This is a genomic window from Vibrio sp. 99-8-1, from assembly GCF_013114595.1.
GTDB lineage: Bacteria > Pseudomonadota > Gammaproteobacteria > Enterobacterales > Vibrionaceae > Vibrio.
In genome coordinates, this window is record NZ_VTXE01000042.1 from 1 (window position 1) to 20,729 (window position 20,729).

At 42.4% G+C, this 20,729-nt stretch carries 15 protein-coding genes; 6 read left to right on the plus strand and 9 right to left on the minus strand.

Features of this window, described 5'->3' with window-relative positions; all coding sequences use genetic code 11:
- Nucleotides 1-54: 54 nt before the first annotated feature.
- Nucleotides 55-1,347 (minus strand): peptidylprolyl isomerase SurA, encoded by a 1,293-nt coding sequence (surA, locus tag F0227_RS18905; protein ID WP_171754808.1) that lies wholly within the window; start codon nt 1,345-1,347, stop codon nt 55-57.
- 17 nt (nt 1,348-1,364) lie between these two features.
- Entirely contained in the window at nt 1,365-3,692 is a 2,328-nt protein-coding gene (gene lptD, locus F0227_RS18910) for an LPS assembly protein LptD (RefSeq protein WP_171754809.1), read from the minus strand.
- Nucleotides 3,693-3,842: 150 nt separating this feature from the next.
- Between lptD and djlA the strand changes: the two genes are divergently transcribed.
- Nucleotides 3,843-4,691, plus strand: a complete 849-nt coding sequence (gene djlA / locus F0227_RS18915; RefSeq protein ID WP_171754810.1) for a co-chaperone DjlA — start codon at nt 3,843-3,845, stop codon at nt 4,689-4,691.
- Nucleotides 4,692-4,764: 73 nt separating this feature from the next.
- On the opposite strand, the gene F0227_RS18920 is transcribed toward djlA, so the two are convergent.
- From F0227_RS18920 to leuA, 5 genes are all read right to left on the minus strand, one after another.
- On the minus strand, nt 4,765-5,550 hold the full coding sequence (locus tag F0227_RS18920) for a DUF547 domain-containing protein (RefSeq protein WP_171754811.1): 786 nt from the start codon (nt 5,548-5,550) through the stop codon (nt 4,765-4,767).
- A 160-nt stretch (nt 5,551-5,710) separates the two neighbouring features.
- Nucleotides 5,711-6,313, minus strand: coding sequence for a 3-isopropylmalate dehydratase small subunit (gene leuD, locus F0227_RS18925; protein WP_171754812.1), 603 nt, complete (start codon nt 6,311-6,313; stop codon nt 5,711-5,713).
- 11 nt (nt 6,314-6,324) lie between these two features.
- Nucleotides 6,325-7,737, minus strand: a complete 1,413-nt coding sequence (gene leuC, locus F0227_RS18930; RefSeq protein ID WP_171754813.1) for a 3-isopropylmalate dehydratase large subunit — start codon at nt 7,735-7,737, stop codon at nt 6,325-6,327.
- A gap of 90 nt (nt 7,738-7,827) precedes the next feature.
- On the minus strand, nt 7,828-8,919 hold the full coding sequence (gene leuB / locus F0227_RS18935) for a 3-isopropylmalate dehydrogenase (protein ID WP_171754814.1): 1,092 nt from the start codon (nt 8,917-8,919) through the stop codon (nt 7,828-7,830).
- 47 nt (nt 8,920-8,966) lie between these two features.
- Nucleotides 8,967-10,517 (minus strand): 2-isopropylmalate synthase, encoded by a 1,551-nt coding sequence (leuA, locus tag F0227_RS18940; protein ID WP_171754815.1) that lies wholly within the window; start codon nt 10,515-10,517, stop codon nt 8,967-8,969.
- 573 nt (nt 10,518-11,090) lie between these two features.
- Here leuA and F0227_RS18945 point away from each other — a divergent pair.
- The 5 genes from F0227_RS18945 to fabG all read left to right on the plus strand — a co-directional run bounded on the left by F0227_RS18945 (nt 11,091) and on the right by fabG (nt 18,676).
- Nucleotides 11,091-11,753, plus strand: a complete 663-nt coding sequence (locus F0227_RS18945; RefSeq protein WP_345775816.1) for a TetR/AcrR family transcriptional regulator — start codon at nt 11,091-11,093, stop codon at nt 11,751-11,753.
- Nucleotides 11,743-13,071, plus strand: coding sequence for an HlyD family secretion protein (locus F0227_RS18950; RefSeq protein WP_171754817.1), 1,329 nt, complete (start codon nt 11,743-11,745; stop codon nt 13,069-13,071). The genes F0227_RS18945 and F0227_RS18950 overlap by 11 nt, the downstream gene beginning before the upstream one ends.
- Nucleotides 13,068-16,169, plus strand: coding sequence for an efflux RND transporter permease subunit (locus F0227_RS18955; protein ID WP_171754818.1), 3,102 nt, complete (start codon nt 13,068-13,070; stop codon nt 16,167-16,169). Before F0227_RS18950 ends, F0227_RS18955 begins: the two co-directional genes overlap by 4 nt.
- 232 nt (nt 16,170-16,401) lie before the next feature.
- Nucleotides 16,402-17,973: a CoA-transferase gene (locus F0227_RS18960; protein ID WP_171754819.1), complete on the plus strand. Its 1,572-nt coding sequence runs from the start codon at nt 16,402-16,404 to the stop codon at nt 17,971-17,973.
- Nucleotides 17,960-18,676: a 3-oxoacyl-ACP reductase FabG gene (gene fabG / locus F0227_RS18965; protein ID WP_171754820.1), complete on the plus strand. Its 717-nt coding sequence runs from the start codon at nt 17,960-17,962 to the stop codon at nt 18,674-18,676. Before F0227_RS18960 ends, fabG begins: the two co-directional genes overlap by 14 nt.
- Before the next feature lie 95 nt (nt 18,677-18,771).
- Here the strand turns inward: fabG and F0227_RS18970 are convergent, their stop codons facing one another.
- Nucleotides 18,772-20,157 carry a TRAP transporter large permease subunit gene (locus tag F0227_RS18970; protein WP_171754821.1) on the minus strand — a complete coding sequence of 462 codons (1,386 nt, stop codon included), beginning with the start codon at nt 20,155-20,157 and terminating at the stop codon, nt 18,772-18,774.
- Nucleotides 20,147-20,683: a TRAP transporter small permease subunit gene (locus F0227_RS18975; RefSeq protein ID WP_171754822.1), complete on the minus strand. Its 537-nt coding sequence runs from the start codon at nt 20,681-20,683 to the stop codon at nt 20,147-20,149. Before F0227_RS18975 ends, F0227_RS18970 begins: the two co-directional genes overlap by 11 nt.
- Between the last annotated feature and the right edge of the window lie 46 nt (nt 20,684-20,729).

The window sequence follows — 20,729 nt, forward strand, 5'->3', positions numbered from 1 at the left end:
CCGCCGTTACGATGATTTTTTTACTGTTATTTATCATAGTTGTGTCAGTCACCGTTATTCTGCACTTTTGTCATCGTTGAGATATTCAACGAAGGCACTTGCTCTCATCTCTTGAATCCAAGTGGATGCTTCTTCATTAAACTTACGATTAAAGAGAATTCTATAAGCTTTGTTTTTCTGTGCAGAATCGGTTTTATCAACCTCACGGCGATCGAGTACTTCTACAATGTGCCAGCCATGAACGGTTTTAAAAGGTTCACTGATTTCACCAATCGGTAGTGTTTCAATTTGATGTTTGAATTCTGGAACATATAGCTCTGGTGTTTGATAGCCCAACTCACCATTTTGTGCGGCAGAACCAGGATCTTGGCTGTATTGAGTGGCCAATTGTGCGAAATCGCTTTCACCAGAATTGATCTTCTCAATGTAGTTATTTAGTTTTCGCTTAGCGCCTTCATCACTGAGAATTACCGACGTTTTAATCAAAATATGTCGAGCATTTACTTCTGTGACCGCAACGGTCTCCAGACCTTTAACACCCTCTATTTTCAGGATATGTAAGCCAACGCCACTTCTAAAAGGACCAATGATTGAGCCTGCTCCTTGGGTGGTGATTTGATCAGCAAAGATAGTTGGCATCTCTTCTTTTCTCATCCAACCCCAGTTTCCCCCTTCTAGCGCTTTTGGGCCATTGGAGTAAGTGATTGCCATCTTAGAAAAGTCATCACCTTGCTTTAACTGCTCAGCAATGTTATTTGCTTGGGTTTCGATAGCCTGCTTATCTACTCCATCATCAAACTTGAGTTGGATGTGCTGGATATTATACTCAACAGTGGCATTATTTTGCTGTGAAAGCTGTCCTGATAAGGTGTCTACTTCTGCTGGTAAGATATTGATTCTTCTGCGAACAAGCGCATTTCTTGCTTCAGAGATAGCGATCTCTTTGCGTATCTGCTCACGAAAATCAGCATAGGCAATATCATCTTCTTTTAGTGAAGCACGTAACTGCTCAAGTGACTTATTGTTTTCTTTAGCAATATTCTGTAGTGCACGATCAAGTTGGTTGTCATCAATTCGAATACCTAAACGTTCTGCTTCTTGAAACTGAATGGTATCTAAAATTAATTTATCAATTACCTGCTCTCGTAATATTGAGGCGTCAGGCAGTTCTTGTCCTTGGTTTTCGGCATTGCTCTTAAAGGTTTTAAGTGCACCGTTGATATCGCTTTTTAAAATAACGCCATCATTAACAATAACGGCAACACCGTCTAACTCTACTGGTGCGGTATACCCGATAGCAGGCATTAAACAAGATAAAGCGAATAGAGCGTGTTTCCACATTTTCATTGATGTATCCAAAATCATTAATTATTTAAATAGAATGGGCGGCCATAACCCAGTGAAGCACTAGAGCTATCAAACCCAGCCAGACCTGAGGAGAGATTAGTGCCAAATCCAGTAATACCAAAATTCACACTGAATTTTTTCTGGTACTGAGGATCCCCGACCCCGATCTCAGACCAGCTATAAAGTTGGTTACTGTATGACATGCCAATGTACCAACAATCGCTGGTATAGGTTAAGCCACCTAGCCACTCAAGGTCGACACTTTCGTTTAAGTCGTAAAAGTATTGACCATTAAAACGCCATTTAGGATTGAAGGTATATCCGGTGATAAAACCAGCCTGATTGATGCCTTTTCGGGTGTACTTATTAATATTGTCGTCGGTGGAGAACTGAACATTTTTACTAATGTAGTCCAGAGATACGTAGCGATAGCTTAACTGGCTAAAGCCTTCATCATATTTATACTCCAGTGTACTATCCGCTAATTGAACATCTGATGAGGCGGTATCGTACTGGAATCCACCTTGGTAGAAGTAACGATCATCATAGTTAAATTCAGTCTCTAGTGCCCAGGCAGAGTATGACGAGGTCTTTTCACTTGAAATGGTGTTGTTGTAAGAGTCGTCGATATAGATTATTTGACCAAATGAGATGTTCATTCTTTCACGATAGTTGCTATCGTAAAAACGAGATGATGCGCCATAACTTATCTGGTTTGCAGGGGATATTCTATCCACGCCACTGAATTTTTGGCTACGGAATAAACCATGGTAATCCGTTTGCAGTTCAGTGGTGTCATAACCGGCATAGATATCTGATTGTTCAACATCTTTTACATAAAGGTATTGAGCTTGAGGCTCAAGCGTCTGGGTGTACCCTTGGAACAGGCCATTCTCATTTTCAAGAACAATACCCGTGTGGACTCTCAGCTGAGGCACTGTTCGTGAAGCTTTCTCTTTCAAGTTTTTGTTCACACCAGTGAGAGGCACACCATCTAAATCTTGTTGGTAGTAGGTTTGATACAGTTTGGCTTCAGTGGTGATTGAACCCCATGTTGTTGTCAGCGGTAAAGCTAACGTTGGCTCTAAATGGGTTCGAGTGGCTGACGGGTTTTCAGTGTTGTCGGTTTCAAATCGACTAACATGACTTTTAAAATTAAAATCCAGATTAGAGTAGAAGTGCGGTGCGTAATAGTTAAAAGCAAATTGTGGCATCAAACGGTAAGGGGTACTATCTGCTGATAATACTTGGAAGTCACGTACTCTTAATGTGCTGTCCCAGTTGTTGGAACGATAAGAGACTTCGCCTGATTGCAATAATTGACCATCTTCTCGGCTACCTATGCTGGAGCTTAAGTCAGTAAAGTAGCTTATATCGCTGACTTTTGAGTAGTTAATATCCACTTTCCATGCTTCAGAGAAGATGCCTGTGTGACGCCAGTTATAGCCCCATCGAGCCCCTTCATCAGGATGCGCTCTATCATCTGCTAGGTATTCAGAATCCAGTGTGCCTTCACCTAAAACTGTAAGATAACGAAACTCGGATTCTAATTGAGTACCACGTTTCTCCATATAGTTAAACGTCGTGGTAAGATCGTAGTTTGGTGCAATATTCCAATATATTGGTGCAGTGAAACTAAAACCGTCTCGTGTATCTAGCGAGAAACCGGGGTAGAGAAATCCAGTTTTTCTGGTATCACCAATCGGAACCGTTAAATAGGGTAGATAGAAAACGGGGATCTGAGCAATCTCAACTCTCGGGTTGAAAAAGGTCGCTTCCTCTTCTTCTTGGTCTATTTCTATGGATGATGCAGTTAACCGCCAAGAGTTGTCCCCTTCGGGACAAGAGGTAAGAGATCCATCTTCAAGTTCATAAAATTTCTTGCCTGAACGATAGATAACTTCCGCTTCACCGCGACCAGCATCACATAGAAATTGGTACTTAGCTTTTTCTAAAGTGGCTTCACTGGTTGTCAAATTGGTTGTCGCTTTATCAGATATTGTTTTAACCTGACCGTCGGAAAAACTCACATTACCTTCAGCAACCACGGTATCATCTTTCTGATGAAGGGTGACTTTATCAGCGGTAATGCGTTTATTTCCTTGTACAACGACCACATCACCCTCATAGGTCGCTTTGTCGCCATTTATACCTTCAAGGGCATTCGCTTCGACCACAATGGGGATATCATTGTTATTTTTTGGTGATGAGTCAGGAATCAAGCATTGATCTGACATGGGCATTTCCTGCACACTATTAGGTTCAGGAGTTTCTGCATGAGTAACTGGCACTAACATAGCAGCACTTATTGATGTAGCGAGAAGAGTGCGAGGAAAAAGTAGCATCGAGTTTAACTATCCTGTGTAACTTGATTCAGTCAGAGGTCAAATAGACCCAATCTGGAAAAAAACGTTCCTTATAATAAAGGAATTTGCGGCGACAGACACTATCTGACATCGATAGACGGCAAAAAATTCATAGTTGAGAGCACAATAATGCACATTTTTGGCAAGATTTTAGGTTTATTTTTCGGTTATCTGTTTGGAGGACCATTTGGTGCTCTGTTTGGTGTTTTCCTTGGACATCAGTTTGATAAAGCAAGAAGGTTGAGTCAGGCCGGGTTTCGCGCCTCTAGTGCTTTCTCTGGTGGACCCAATCAAGCAGAACGTCAGGCTGAGTTTTTTAAGGCTGCATTTGCGGTTATGGGGCACGTAGCGAAAGCAAAAGGCCAAGTGACCAAAGAAGAAATTCAGTTAGCCAGCATCATGATGGATAAGATGAATCTACATGGTGAGCAACGAAAAGCCGCTCAAAATGCCTTTCGTGATGGTAAATCCTCAGATTTTCCATTGAACGAAACGTTGGAAAAAGTGCGAATTTCAGCGGCAGGTCGATTTGATTTATTGCAATTTTTCTTGGAGTTACAGATCTCCTCTGCTTTCGCGGATGGCGAGTTGCATCCGACAGAGCGAAATGTTCTGCATGCCATCGCGAAAGGGTTAGGATTTTCTCCTCAGCAATTGGATCAGCGATTACAGATGCAAGAAGCCGCCTACCGCTTTAGACGAGAAGGTGGTGGCGATTGGCAAGGACAACAAGGTGGAGCATGGCAGCAGGCGACGACCGCTGATCAGCTTAATGATGCTTATAAAGTTCTCGGTATTAGTAATAATGCAGAGTCGAAAGAGATTAAGCGAGCTTATCGTAAATTAATGAACGAGCATCACCCTGATAAGTTAGTGGCCAAAGGCTTGCCGCCAGAAATGATGGAAGTTGCTAAGCAAAAAGCGCAAGAAATTCAGTCTGCCTACGATGTAATCAAAAAAGAGAAAGGGATTAAGTAACAGAGCAAGCGATCAATAGTGAATGATGTAGCCGGTAGAAGAGTCAAGAGTATTCTACCGGCTTAGTTTTTTATTAATTCTTTATTTCGTTGAGCGACCAGTCATAGTGGTACTCGATATTATTGAGTGTACTAGGCAGATCGGAACGGTACTGTTTTAAATGCTCAAGTACACTCTCTTCTCCGCCAAAATCACTAGCAAACCATTCATAAATTGAAGAGAGCTGACTTTTCTTATCTGTAATTAAGACACCTTTGTCACTATTAATAAATTCATTTGCCGCTTTTGTTAATAGTGCATCGCTGTTGGTCGCGGTAAAGGCTTTCTCTTGTAGGTTTGGACAGCCTAAACTGGCGCAATTGACGGCGTAATGTGTTCTAGGATCATTCCAGATAGGACGTAAAATTCGGTGTTCAATATCATTGAGTGTTAACGCTTTTCCATCTATTTCTACGACCTCGTCACCCCAAGGGCCAAAGCTAAATATTCCGCCAAGTTTAGTAATGGACTTCAGTGGGTAATTGGCAAGAATGACATCAACCGTTATCGCATTATAAAGGTTGACCCAATATGGATATTGTTGTGCTCTATTTAACGTTTTAGGGGGAATCGCAGCAAGGTCCGCGATATAACCTTTAAGCTGTTGCTTATCATCTTTAGTTACGTTTTGATAGCGAACTAAACTATATTCCCCTTCATTCACTAGATAGCGATCTAAGAAGTTTTGCCATGCTTGATGGTCTACCACGATAGAGCTGAGCGGATCGTGACTATTCCAATAGTCCCATAAATCAGACTTTGGCGCGGAAAAAACCACACTAGGAAGCAGAGTAAAAAATAATATCAGTAAGCGAGCCATATTTGAGCCATAAGTTGTTGCACATATTGTGAACATATAGACAGAGGATAAGCTATATTTCTTTCATATTATTATAATGATAGGGTTTGAGAGGGAAAATCAGTGGAATGACTGTCAGCTCTCACTAATAAAAGAGCCGACAGTAAACGGTTAGAGGCTATTACTGCATAAAGTCAGCAATAGCGTTTTCGTATTGAGCTATTTTTTCTTCGTGTTGCAGTGTTAAGCCAATATTATCCAAACCATTTAGTAAGCAGTGACGACGAAAATCGTCAATTTCAAATGAGTAAGTTTTGCCATTAGCTTCAACTTTCATAGACTCAAGATCAACGGTGATTTCGGCGCCATCGTGATTTTCAACAAAGGTGAAAATCTCATCAACCTGTTGCTCTGTAAGACGTACAGGGATCATCTGGTTGTTGATTGAGTTGCCATAAAAAATATCCGCGAAGCTCGGAGCTATCATCACCTTTATTCCATAATCCGCTAATGCCCAAGGCGCATGCTCACGCGAAGAACCACAGCCAAAGTTTTCTCTTGCTAACAGAATAGATGCGCCATCATAGCGAGGTTGGTTCATAACAAATTCAGGGTTAGGCTGTTTTCCTGCATCATCTAGAAAGCGCCAATCATGAAAAAGATGCTGACCAAATCCAAGACGCGTTACTTTTTGCAAAAACTGTTTTGGAATAATGGCGTCGGTATCAATATTCGCCAAATCCAAAGGAACAACTAAGCCGGTGTGGTTTTTAAATCCTGACATTGATTTGCTCCTTATGCTTGCAACGTTCTGATATCAACAAAATGTCCAGCAATTGCTGCGGCTGCGGCCATTGCGGGGCTAACAAGGTGGGTACGTCCGTCTCTTCCTTGGCGTCCTTCAAAGTTACGGTTACTGGTTGAAGCGCAACGTTCATGAGGCCCAAGTCGGTCGTTGTTCATGGCTAAACACATAGAACAACCGGGTAATCGCCATTCGAAACCCGCGGCAATGAAGATTTTATCTAACCCCTCTTGTTCAGCTTGGGCTTTCACTTGCTCTGAACCCGGAACAATTAGAGCTTGAACATGTTCGGCTACTTTCTGGCCTTTCGCTATTGCCGCCGCAGCACGCATATCTTCTATACGAGAGTTGGTGCACGAACCCACAAATACTTTATCTACTTTATAGTCAGACAGCATTTTGCCGGCTTCTAGACCCATGTAAGCCAATGCTTTCTCGGCAGATGCTTTTTCAACTTGATCGCTAAACTGATCAGGAGATGGAATCGGAGTATCAACCGCGATAACTTGGCCTGGATTGGTGCCCCATGTGACTTGAGGTTTTATGTCGGCGGCGTTAAGTGTCACTACGTGATCAAACTCTGCATCAGGGTCACTTTTCAGTGATGACCAGTACTCGACCGCAGCATCCCAAGAGGCGCCTTTTGGTGCAAACTTACGATCTTTTATATAGTCAAATGTGGTTTGATCTGGAGCGATCAATCCCGCTTTTGCTCCTAACTCAATAGCCATATTACATACGGTCATTCTTCCTTCCATAGAGAGATCAGTAATCGCTTCACCACAGAACTCTACTACGTATCCTGTTCCGCCAGCAGCGGTGGTTTTACCTATAATAGCTAAAACAATATCTTTGGCAGTAATACCTTCAGCAACCTTACCTTGAACCTCTATCTTCATGGTTTTAGCGCGAGCTTGCTTAAGAGTTTGGGTAGCGAGAACGTGCTCAACTTCAGAAGTACCAATACCAAACGCTATAGAACCAAATGCACCATGAGTGGCGGTATGAGAGTCGCCACAAACAATGGTCATTCCTGGTAATGTGATGCCTAGTTCAGGGCCCATGACATGGACAATACCCTGATATTTATGATTAATGTCATACAGGGTGACGCCGAACTCTTGACAGTTTTTTGCTAGCGTTTCCATCTGGATACGTGCCATTTCACCCGAGGCATTGATATCTTTTGTGGTTGTCGAGACATTGTGATCCATAGTGGCAAACGTTTTGCCTAACTGACGAACCTTTCGTCCTTTTTCTCTTAAACCATCAAATGCTTGAGGGGAGGTAACTTCATGAACTAAGTGGCGATCAATATAAAGGATTGGGTTTTCACCTTTCGCCTCGACGGCCACATGAGCGTCGTAGATTTTCTCATAAAGAGTTTTTGTATTATTAGCCATTGCTTCTTCCGTGATTGTCAGTGTCGCAGCGAGTTAGTGTGTTGTTGTAAATGTGGTCACTAACTACAGCAATAACTGCTGCGAATATCATTATGAATTTAGAATATACTGTGCGATTTTGTCGCCCATTTCAGAGGTAGACAGTGCTGGATTATCCCCTGCAAGATCTGCCGTGAGTTCGCCCGCAGAGAGTGCTTTTGAAACGGCATTCTCAATATCTTGAGCCGCTTGTTCTTCCGCTAAACTGTAGCGAAGCATTAGTGCCGCAGAAAGTATTTGTGCAACAGGGTTTGCAATGTTTTTCCCTGCAATATCGGGTGCGCTGCCGCCTGCTGGTTCGTAAAGACCAAACTGACTTTCGTTTAGACTCGCAGAAGGAAGCATCCCCATGGAACCTGTGATCATGGCGCACTCATCAGAGATAATGTCTCCAAATATATTTGAGCAGAGCATGACATCAAATTGAGCAGGATCTTTGATCAACTGCATTGTGGCGTTATCAATATAGATGTGAGACAACTCAACATCAGGATAAGATTTGGCAACTTCTTCAACCACTTCTCGCCATAGAATAGAGCTTTGTAATACGTTAGCTTTATCGACTGAACAGACCTTTTTTTGTCTCAAACGTGCAGATTCAAAAGCAATTTTGGCGATACGTTCGATTTCATAACGATAGTAAACTTCAGTATCAAAGGCTTTTTCGTTTGCTCCTTCACCTTCTCGTCCTTTCGGCTGACCAAAATAGATGCCGCCCGTTAGTTCACGTACAACGACTATATCAAATCCTTTTTGTGAGATATCGGCACGAAGAGGAGAGAATGACTCCAAACCAGTGTGGATCTGTGCTGGCCTTAAGTTGCAGAATAGTTGAAAGTGTTTACGAAGAGGTAATAGCGCCCCTCGTTCTGGTTGATCATTCGGTGGTAAATGCTCCCATTTAGGGCCGCCAACAGAGCCAAACAAAACCGCATCAGCAGCTTCACAGCCAGCAACCGTCGCTTCAGGTAATGGGCAACCATGGTTATCGATGGCAATACCTCCAACATCATATTCCGCTCGGGTAAATGAGATAGCGTGTTTCTTTTCTATTGCATCAAGTACTTTATGCGCTTGTTGCATTACTTCTGGGCCAATTCCGTCTCCGGGTAAAACAGCGATATTGTAATGTTTGCCTGCCATGGTCATCTTTTTCCTTAGTTAATAATATGATGTTTATTTTGTGTTTGTTATACGGTTTGCACTTGCTTCAATTGTTTGATTTCTGCAATTTGATCTGCTCGATGTATGCTGTTAATCACATGCAGTAGTGCTTGGCCTGATGCTTCAACAATATCTGTCGCAAGCCCAGTTCCGTGGTACTTACAGCCTTTATAGTTAGCGATGATATCCGCTTGACCTAGGCCATCTTCCCCTTCACCTTTAGCGGTTAGATCAAACTTATCTAACACAATTTCGTAACCCGTTAGACGATAAATACACTGGTATAGCGCATCAACAGGGCCATTACCTACAGCCGCTTCACATTTTTCAGTTTCACCGCATTGAAGTTTGATACTGGTGGTTGCCATCACGCTACCAGATTGCACACTTAAGTAGTTTAGTTTGTAATAATCTTCTTCATCTCTTAGGTTAGCAAAGTGCATCAGAGCTTCTAAGTCATAGTCGAATACTTGTCCTTTTCTATCCGCTAGTTTCAAGAAATCTTCATATAAAGTGTCTAGATTATACTCTTCTTCTTTATAGCCCATGGTATCCATATGGCTCTTAACCGCTGCACGACCACTTCGACTGGTTAGGTTTAATGCTTGGTTTTTAAGACCAATAGACTCTGGAGTCATAATCTCGTAGGTGTTTTTGTTTTTCAACATACCATCTTGATGAATTCCCGATGAGTGACTAAATGCATTAGCACCCACAATGGCTTTGTTATCTTGAATAGGCATGTTGCATAGTTGGCTAACTAGTTTACTGGTACGATGAATTTCATCATGTTTTAGTCCAGTATTTACCCCTAACAACTCTGAACGAGTTTTAATGATCATTGCGATCTCTTCTAAAGAACAGTTACCCGCTCGTTCACCAATTCCATTGATGGTGCCTTCAATTTGTCGAGCTCCTGCTTGAACCGCAGCAATAGAGTTGGCAACGGACATGCCCAAATCGTCATGGCAGTGAACTGAAATAACCGCTTTATCTATGTTTGGAACGCGATTGAATAGTGTTTCAATTATGCTGCCGAACTCACTTGGAACGGTATAACCCACGGTATCGGGAATATTCACTGTGGTTGCACCAGCATCGATTGCGGCTTCTACCATGCGACATAAGTTGTCAATTGGTGTTCTTCCCGCATCTTCGCAAGAAAACTCTACGTCATCAGTGTAGTTACGTGCACGTTTTACTGCTTGTACCGCCATCTCTACAACATCATCATAGCTTCGGCGTAGCTTGTCTTGTACGTGGATTGTTGAGGTGGAGATAAAAGTGTGAATCCTAAATGCTTCGGCCACTTTTAATGATTCAGCGGCGACGTCAATATCTTTTGCGACAGCTCGGGAAAGGGCACAAATTCGGCTATCTTTAATATGTTTGGCAATGGTCTGAACCGATTCAAAATCACCCGGAGAAGAAACAGGGAAGCCAGCCTCAATAACGTCCACTCCAAGACGTTCTAGCGCATAAGCGATCTGTAGTTTTTCTTTCACTGTCAAACTGGCTGATAGCGCCTGTTCGCCATCGCGTAATGTCGTGTCGAATATAATGACTTGATCGTTCATAGTGCTGTCCTTTTCCTGTCTAGTTGGCTGCTGCATTACCTATCCTGTACTTGCTATCGCTCTATTTTGTTACTTATCTGATTCGCGATAACGTCTCATGCTTTTTACTATTCAATTTTGTTATGTGTATAAAAAAACCCGCATGCTATGCGGGTTTTTAGAATTCTTTGTGGTGTTTTTCGTCCACTAGCTACCCGCGCGATATTTTCACGATAAGGAGGAGGCTGAGAAGAATTGAAAAACGTGTTGTCATTTATTTACACTATCTGTCCACAAAATTTAGGCTTTAATTAGTACCGCATTTCTCTATCAAGCGTCAAGCATAATGTTGACTTTTTAGCCAAATAATAAATAACCCGATTGATTGAGCTGTGAAGTAAGCGTTTAGCATCATAATTAATCAGTTGTTGAATTATTGATTAATTATTTGTTTAACAACGGGGTTGTTATTAGGGTGTATACTTTGTAAATAATTAATCAATTGATTAATAATAGACAAATAACGTTAGGATCCAGCTCTGAATCCTGCATCTTGACGATACTTGGCTATATCTATTTATCTTGGGGGAAGCTGTGAGGCGAAAAGTCGGACGACCGATAGAGAACACCGATATCAGAGAGCGATTACTTTTCCAAGCGGGTGAGCTTTTTACTGCTATGCCATACGATAAAGTATCAACCCGTTTGTTGGCAGAAAAAGCAGGGGTTAACGTGGCGATGATCCGTTACTACTTTGCCAATAAAGAAGGTCTATTTGAGGCCATGGTGAGAGATACCATGCAACCTGTTCAGGAAAAAATACGACAGTTGTTAGATGAGAGTAGTCAACAAGGGTTGATTGAAGTCATGCGCGCCTATTATCGAACGATGGCGCAATCTCCTCGTTTTCCCAAGTTGATGCTTCAAGTGATGAGCATGGGACCCATGGATGAACGAAGAGTTTTACTTGAAAAAATCTTTATGGAATCAGCAAAACCAGCCCTCGATCTTATTTTTGACCGCATGTTAGAGAATGGAGAGATCCGTAGTGGCATGGAACCAATTTTATGTCGATTTACCTTTGTTAGTTTAATGGTTTTTCCCTTTATTGCGCCTAACGCTATGTTGAATTTTCATGGGGTTGAGATAAATGAGACGTTTTTAAATCGACTTTTAGAACATAATATAAACGTATTAAAACAGGGCTTTCTAGAGCCTGAACAGCCAACATCTTTGGAGCTTAAAAATGAAAATTAATCGTAAACTACTTTTTTTTCCAGCTCTCGCTGTTGGTGTCGTCGTGTTGGTCATGGCAATAAAATTGAAGCCTGACTTACCAGTAAAACCTGCTGGAGACCGAGCGCAACTGGTAAAAACGGTGCCTTTAGAGTTACGAGCAATGGCGCCTGTTGCCATTGGATTTGGTAAGGTGAAACCTAAATTTGAGTGGAAAGCCATCGCAGAGGTGACGGGCAAAATTGTATACCGACACCCAGAGCTAGAAAAAGGACGAATCTTAGCGGCAGGTACAGAAGTGCTAAGAATTGATCCATTAGATTACCAGCTAAAATTGGCGCAAGCACAAGCTGATCTGAGTTCCAGTCAAACCAAACTGGCAAAACTGGATCAGGAAGAGAAAAACCTGCGTAGCACTTTGAAAATTGAAAAAAACCGGTTAACCATCAGTAAGAAAGAGTTGGATCGTAAACTTAATTTGAAGAAAAAAGGGCTAACCTCTCAATCGGATGTTGATCAACAGAATCAGGCCTATCTTTCTCAGCAAAAACTGGTTCAAGACATGGAAAATCAGTTGTTGCTCTATCCTGATGAGCGAAAAGTGTCTCAGGCATTAGTGAAAGTCAATGAGTCGAAAGTCTCTGAAGCTCAACGTTCGCTACAAAAAACGTCCATTATTTTGCCGCAAACTTTGCGTATTGCTGAAGTCGATGTGGAAGCGAATCAGGTGGCTACCCTTCAGCAAACGATGATTACGGCTCATGCGACCGAAGTCATGGAAGTCGAAGCACAGCTCTCTATTCATGATATGCAGCTTATTATTAGTAGTCTCGCTGACTTTGCAAGAGATGAAGAAGGTATTCCTCTTCCCGAAATGAGTAACATTCGTGCATCAATTCAGTTATCCAGTGGTAGTTTAGTTGCCCACTGGCCTGCAAAAGTTGCTCGCGTCAGTGAAACCGTTGATGCAGCTCAGGCAACTGCTGGGGTTATTTTAGAAATAGAACAAGATTTTAAAACATTACGTCCGGAAAATATTCCGCCACTAGTGAATGGGATGTTTGTTAGTGCAGAAATTGAAGGACAAGCCAATCCAAGTTGGGTAATTCCTGAAAGAGCACTTCACGGTAATAAAGTGTATATCAAAGATGCCAAAAACCAACTGAACATTCGCCCTGTTACTGTGTTATATCGTCGTGATAATAAGGTGATAGTTGATGGTGAGCTTGAACAAGGTGAGCGATTGATCTTGAATGATTTATTGCCTGCAATTGACGGCATGTTGCTAAAAGAGGAACAGCTATCTAATACTAGCGTGGGAGAGGGGGAGAAAGCATGATCCATTTTTTCTCCAAACATCCGACGGCTTCCAATTTGTTGATGCTGACGTTACTCATTCTAGGTATCAGTTCATTATCAACCATAAAGCGAGAGACTTTTCCTGCATTTGATCCACCTTACATTATGGCGGGCGTGGTCTATCCCGGAGCGTCTCCTCAGGAAGTTGAGGAGAGCATTTGTATTCGGATGGAAGACGCTGTCGATGGCTTAGCGAACATTGAAGAGACAAAATGTGAAGCGATTGAAGGCTCTGCGCGATTAATCTTAAAACTGAATGAGAAAGCAGATATCGGCAGAATGCTGGTGGATGTTCAAACTCAAATTAATTCGATTAATGACTTCCCATCAGAAATCGAGTCTCCGGTTGTTCAAGAGTTAGATTGGAATGAACCGGTAGTGGATGTCGCGATTACGGCGGAGACAACATGGCCAGAGCTAAAAGCGTATGCAGAAGAACTAAAACGCACTTTGAAACTGGATTATGGCGTTTCTCTTGTCGATGTCAGTGGCTTCTCTGATCACCAGTACCGAATTGAACTCAATACCTTAGCCATACGACAACTGGGATTAAGTGTCGGAGATATTGCCAGTCAGATAGGCAGACAAAATATTAAGTTACCCAGCGGTAGCATAGAGACACCGGATAAAAACTTTCTAATTCGTTTTGATGAACGTCGAGTTACTCCAGAGGAGTTAGAGTCTATTGTTGTCGGTTCCGGCCCCAATGGCTCGATTGTACGCTTACGAGATATTGCCACTATTACTGATAGATTTGAGTTGGATGAACAAAAAGTTCTTTTTGATGGTAAGCCATCAGCGCTACTCAAAATAAGTAAAAATAAAGAAGATGATGCTCTGCGCATTAAAGAAAATGTCGTCCGTTTTGTCGAAGATCAGCAGCGTATTGCTCCTCAAGGGGTTGAACTGCAGCTCACAAATGATCTCTCTTCGGTGCTTTGGGACCGCTTAACCATGATGGTTCGAAATGGCTGGCAAGGGATCGTGTTGGTGTTTGCCACCATGTGGTTATTCTTCAGTTTCCGTTACTCATTTTGGGTGGCTGCCGGTCTTCCTGTTGCCTTCTTAGGCGGTCTGTTTTTAATGGCCAACTTGGGACTATCTATCAACATCATGTCCTTGGTGGGATTGTTGATGGCGATTGGTATCATGATGGATGACGCCATTGTTATTGCCGAATCCATTGCTGCCCACTTGGATCGAGGGCAAAAAATTGATGATGCCGTGGTAAACGGCGTCAAAAAAGTGCTGCCTGGCGTCATGTCATCATTTTTAACTACAGTCTGTATATTTGGAAGTTTACTCTTCTTAGAAGGGGAAATGGGGGCAGTACTAAAAGCGGTTCCTCAAGTCTTGATTTTGGTGTTGTCATTAAGCTTGATAGAAGCGTTTTTGATTTTACCAAATCACCTTTCTCATTCTCTACATAAAACCAGAAACGAAGGTAAGCCGTTACGCTTTAAACAGGTAATTTTGCAGCGCTTCGAGAACTTTAGAAACACCACCTTAGTTAATGCGGTGGCCAAAGTGGTGGCTTATCGATACGCCTTTTTAGGCGGCGTTTTTGCGCTGTTGCTCTCTTCTGTTGCCCTCGTTGTCGGCGGTGCAGTGAACTTCGTTCCATTCCCTGAACTAGATGGTGATATCGCCGAAGCAAGGATTATTCTACCCCCTGGATCGTCATTAAGTCAGACTGAAAAAATAGTGGATCGTATCGTCAGTTCTGCCGAACGACTTAATAAAGAATGGTCTGAAGAGTTTGAGAATGGGGTTCCATTGGTTGAGCATATCACCAGTCAGTTCAATGCTAACCAAGATGCGAATGAATCTGGACCTCATCTGGCGACTGTTCGGCTCGATCTGTTAGGCGCTGAAAGTCGCAATACCGTTATTGATGACTTTATTGACCAGTGGCGAGCAGATATTGGTGAACTGGCTGAGCCTATCTCACTCGTGTTTAAACAGCCCACTATGGGGCCGGGTGGACGTGACATAGAAATACGAGTCAAACATGATGATTTAAGAGAGTTAAAAGCGGCCTCTATTGATATCCAAGACTACTTAAATGAGTTTAACGGCGTGTATGGCGTACTGGATGATATGCGAATGGGCAAAGAGGAGATACTCATTAAGCTGCGCCCGGGAGCAGAGACATATGGTGTCAATGGGCAAATTATTGCTAATCAGCTAAGGGCGGCTTTCTTTGGACAGACAGCTGATGAAATTCAGATAGGTGTAGAAAATATTTCTATCGAAGTTCGATTAGATAAAGCCCAAGCGGGAGATCTACAACAACTGGCAAACTTTCCAATTATTATGGCGGACGGTAGCCAATTACCATTAGCAACCATAGCAACGTTAGACTTCCAGAGAAATTACGTGCGTATTCAACGTATTGATGGATTGCGAACCATTAGTGTCTATGCAGATACTGATAATAGTAAAGTCAGTTCTGCCGCTATTGTTAGTCAGTTTCAGAGTCAAAAAGCTGCGGAGTTAAAACGCAAATACCCGGGACTGCGCTTTGATTTTGAAGGTCAGGCTGAGGATTCCGCTAAAACGGGATCATCAATGGGCAAAGGCTTTATGTTGGGCCTATTTGGTGTGTTTGTTATTCTTAGTTATCAGTTCCGTAGTTACCTAGAACCATTTGTGGTGATGTTGGCCATTCCTCTGGCGTTTATTGGTGTTGTTTGGGGGCACTTTATTTTGGGTCACTCATTGAGTATGCCGAGTATGATGGGATTTGTCTCGTTAGCGGGGGTGGTGGTGAACGATTCAATACTGCTGGTTCAGTATATTCGTCATCATGTTGATGAAGGAGATAGTGTCCATGACTCGGTAGTAAAAGCCAGTAGAGAGAGATTTAGAGCGGTATTTTTGACCTCTATGACCACCGCGGCTGGTCTGCTGCCGCTATTGACGGAAACCAGCTTACAAGCCCAAGTTATTCAGCCATTAGTGATTTCAATTGTTTTTGGTATTTTTGCCTCAACACTATTGGTTTTATTTATGATTCCTGCCGCCTATTCAATACTGGCTGACTGGGGAGTTATTCATAAACATGAAGAGTTGTAATTAATCGCCTCTGAGACAAGTTCACTCTTTTTAACTCGAGGTCACCATTTTGGTGGCCTTTTTTCTTGAGTATAAGCATGACTTCTTTGCCTGTGATGAATCTTAAGCTGGGGTATTCAATTTCTCTTTATTGTTCCATTAATGAAATAGTCTATCTCTAAATCTGCAATTTAACTTTTTATTAACAATGGCTATTCTGTTTTTAATTAAAGGGAAAACGAGCAGCGTTAACATGGTTGAGAAACTAACAGCAGAACAAGCAGCAGAATGGATTAGTGATAATGATGCCGTTATGTTTGGTGGATTTATTGGCAGTGTTGTACCAGAAGCGATAGAAAGGGCGATTGGTGAACGCTATGACAACAGTGCCTCCCCTAAAGGGTTAACCTTGGTCTTTGCTGCAGGACAAGGTGACGGAAAGGATAGAGCTCTTAACCATATAGCAAAGCGAGGCTTAGTGAGCCGTGTAATAGGCGGTCATTGGGGGCTTGTCCCAAAACTTCAGCAAATGGCGATCGAGGAACAGATCCAAGGTTACAACTTACCTCAAGGAATTATCTCCCATCTATTACGAGATACTGCCGCGGGAAAAATCGGCACTTTTAGTAAGGTAGGATTAGATACATTTGTTGACCCAACACTGGAGGGGGGAAGAATAAATGCTGTTACCACTGAAGAGTGGGTTCAACGGATAGAGTTGTTTGGAGAACCTCACCTATTTTATAAAAAGTTACCCGTAGATATCGCCATCTTGAGGGGCACCACCGCAGACGAGTTTGGCAATATCACCATGGAAGATGAGTGCCTTATCGTCGAAAGCCTAGCCGCTGCTCAAGCCGCCAAAAATAATGGTGGTCGAGTTATTGTTCAAGTTAAGCAAATGGTCAAAGGCTATAGATTGGATCCTCATGCTGTTAAAATTCCCGCTATATTTGTCGACGCTGTTGTCGTATGCGGTAATGAAAAAGAGCATATGCAAACATTCGCTAGCCAAATGAATCCGGCTTTTGTTGGTCGCCTTAGCGATCTCCCTCCCTTGCCATGTGATACAGAAAATACGCCACTGGATGCGAAAACGATCATCGCTCGTCGTGCAGCGATGGAGCTGCAACAAGGAGCGATTCTTAACCTTGGTATTGGTGTGCCTGAATATATTGCTCAAGTAGCAAAACAGGCGGGGGTAATCGATCAGTTTACGCTTACGGTAGAGCCTGGAGCGGTGGGTGGTTTTCCTGCCAGTGGTTTAGATTTTGGTGCGTCATCTTATCCTGATGCCATTATCAGCCAAGATCAAATGTTCGATTTTTATGATGGTGGTGGCATCGATCAAGCCTTCCTTGGTTTGGCACAATGCGATGGAAATGGAGACATTAATGTTTCTCGCTTTGGCAATAAAATTGCTGGGTGTGGTGGTTTTATCAATATTACACAAAATGCCAAACGGCTGTTTTTTTGCGGCACTTTTACCGCACAAGGATTGAAAATAAAAGTTACTAATAATGAGCTGGTTATCGAACAAGAAGGCAGAAAGAGAAAGTTCCTTTCACAGGTTCAACAAATCACATTTAGTGCTAAGCAGGCGAAACGTCAGCAGAAACCGGTACTTTATATTACGGAGAGAGCCATTTTTTCGTTGCAACCTGAAGGGCTTATGCTGGAAGAGATTGCACCCGGTGTTGATATAGAGAGAGATATCGTTGCTCATATGGAGTTTGTTCCTAGTCAGCGTAACCCTATGAAAATAATGGATAGTTTTATATTTGAGCAGACATTTTTATTAAGGACAAAAAATGATAGAGAATAAAGTGGCGTTAGTCACAGGAGCGGCAAGAGGAATTGGAGCCTCAATTTGTGATCAACTGCTGGATGATGGGTTCTATGTTATCGGCGTCGATATAGAACCGATAGATCGTCAACAGAGTTGCTTTTCTCATTATCAGATTGATTTGACCAATAAAGAGCACGTTGCTGATGTGATCAGTAAGATCGTTTCTTTGCAAGGTCGGTTGGATGTACTGGTCAATAACGCTGGTATTACTCGAGATGCACTGCTGGCGGATATGCAAGAGCAGCAATGGGATAGTGTGTTGGATATCAATTTAAAAGCGGTATTTTTGTTAACTCAACAGGTACTGCCAATAATGTTAGATCAGCAACAGGGCAGCATCATTAATATTGCATCGATTGTTGCTACAGACGGCAATATTGGACAGAGCAATTATGCCGCTAGCAAAGGTGGAGTGATTGCTATGAGTAAAGGCTGGGCAAAAGAGTTTGCTCGTAAAGGGGCTCAAATTAGAGTGAACTGTGTTGCTCCCGGGTTTATTGAAACGGAAATGACAGAAATGTTACCGAAAAAGGTGGTGGCCATGATGGAAGAGAAAACACCATTAGGAAGAATGGGTAAAGCAGAAGAGATTGCTGATGGCGTGGCGTTTTTAGCGTCAGATAAGAGCCGGTTTATAACCGGGCAAACATTAAAGATTGATGGTGGCTTGGTATTATAAATTATCGATTGAACAAGCGGCGTGTTGAGCTTGAAAAAAGGTTACCAGACAAAGTCTGGCAACCTTAGATATAGCTACTTTGCCTGATTTACGGGCTATCCGTATGCCACACTTGGGAACCAAAGTACCAATTGAGGCCAAGTGACTAAGCAAGTTAAAGCCACAAGCTGGATAATAATAAATGGAATGACCCCTTTATAGATATCCTTGAGCGTTACTCCGTCTGGACAGACGCCTTTTAAGTAAAACAGAGCAAAACCTACCGGAGGAGTTAGAAAACTGGTTTGCAAAGCCATTGCTACTAGCATAACGAACCATACTAAACTCGGGTTATCGACGACACCATGTCCATCCAGTTCAATACCGAGGCTTGAGATAACCGGTGCTAACAGAGGCAATGCGATTAAGGTAATTTCTATCCAGTCCAAAAAGAAACCGAGTAAGAAAACAATAAATAGGATGAAAGCGATGATACCGTAGGGACCAAATGGTAACCCACTTAAAAACGACTCAATTAACTCATCTCCGCCTAATTCTCGGAGAACAAGCGCAAAACAAGATGCTCCTAAGAAAATCATAAAAATATAGGCGGTAGTGCCATATGAGGAGAGCAGAACCTCCTTAATTACTTTTAGGTTTAATTTTCGATTGTAAGCGGCAAGCATCGTCGCTCCAAACGCCCCTATTCCCGACGCTTCCGTTGGGGTTGCGATGCCAGCGAATATGGAACCAAGTACCACGACAATTAAGACAACGGTAGGCGTAATATCTTTGAATACTTGCAAGATAATCGACCAGTCGACAGGTTGAACATTTTCAGGGATTGGCGCTTTACTTGGATTTAACTTACCAACAATCAAAATGTAACTAATATAGAGAGAACCTAGTAATAACCCCGGAATGATGGCCCCCATAAAGAGGTCCCCAACAGAGAGACCAAGTTGATCGGCCATAATAACCAGCATGATCGAAGGAGGAAGTAGAATACCTAGCGTACCTGCGGATGCCACGGTTCCAAGAGCCAGAGGCAGGTGGTAACCCTGTCTCATCATACTGGGTAGTGACATAACGGTGAGCAACACTACCGATGCTCCAATAATTCCTGTGGATGCGGCAAGTATAATTCCGATAGCCATAACAGTGATCGCTAGCCCGCCATGCACTTTGCCAAACAGTTTCTGCATAGAAACCATGAGTTTTTCTGCTATGCCGGATTTATCGAGCATATTCCCCATAAAGATAAACATAGGCAGAGCAACCAAAATCCAGTTATCCATGATTTTGTAAATACGGTTTACAACTAATCCTAGGCTGGTGTAATCCAAACCCGTAAAGGTATCGAGATAAATATCGGCGAAATAGCCAACTCCCGCAAAAATAACACCAATACCTCCTAATATGTAGGCTACGGGAATACCAGTAAATAACAGTAAAATAAATGAGCCAAACATGGCGACAACAATCCACTCATTAGCTTCCATGTCGCTCTCCTTTATGTAATATATTTATGGTTCGTAATACTCTGGCTATTAACGATAAAAACAGTAGAGCAAAGCTTAATGGGATGACGCTTTTGATCATCCAGCGAAAGGGGAGTCCCGATGGGGATGATGAACTTTCATTTACTCGCCACGACTCATAGGCAAAATCGTAGGAGTGCAGAATAACGACAATCACAAATGGCATCGCAAAAAACAGCATGCCAATGAGATCAAAAAAGGCTTTTTTGCGTTCGCTAAAATTATGATAAAAAATGTCAACGCGAACATGAAGATTCGTTACTTGAGCATAAGCTGTTCCGAACATAACGGCAGTGGCGTATAAGTGCCATTGCAACTCTTCTAAAGCGATTTGCCCATTAGAGAACACTTTACGCAGAACAACTTGAATAATAATAACGGCAATTAACAGCAAGTTTGTCCACGCGATATATTTGCTGATGGCAGTGATGCCGTTTTCTAAGTGGATATATATTGGCACTGAGGAGGGGTATTTAACCTGGCTCATGTGACCTCCTAAATAAATCAGCCAGCCATAATTGACTGGCTAGGCA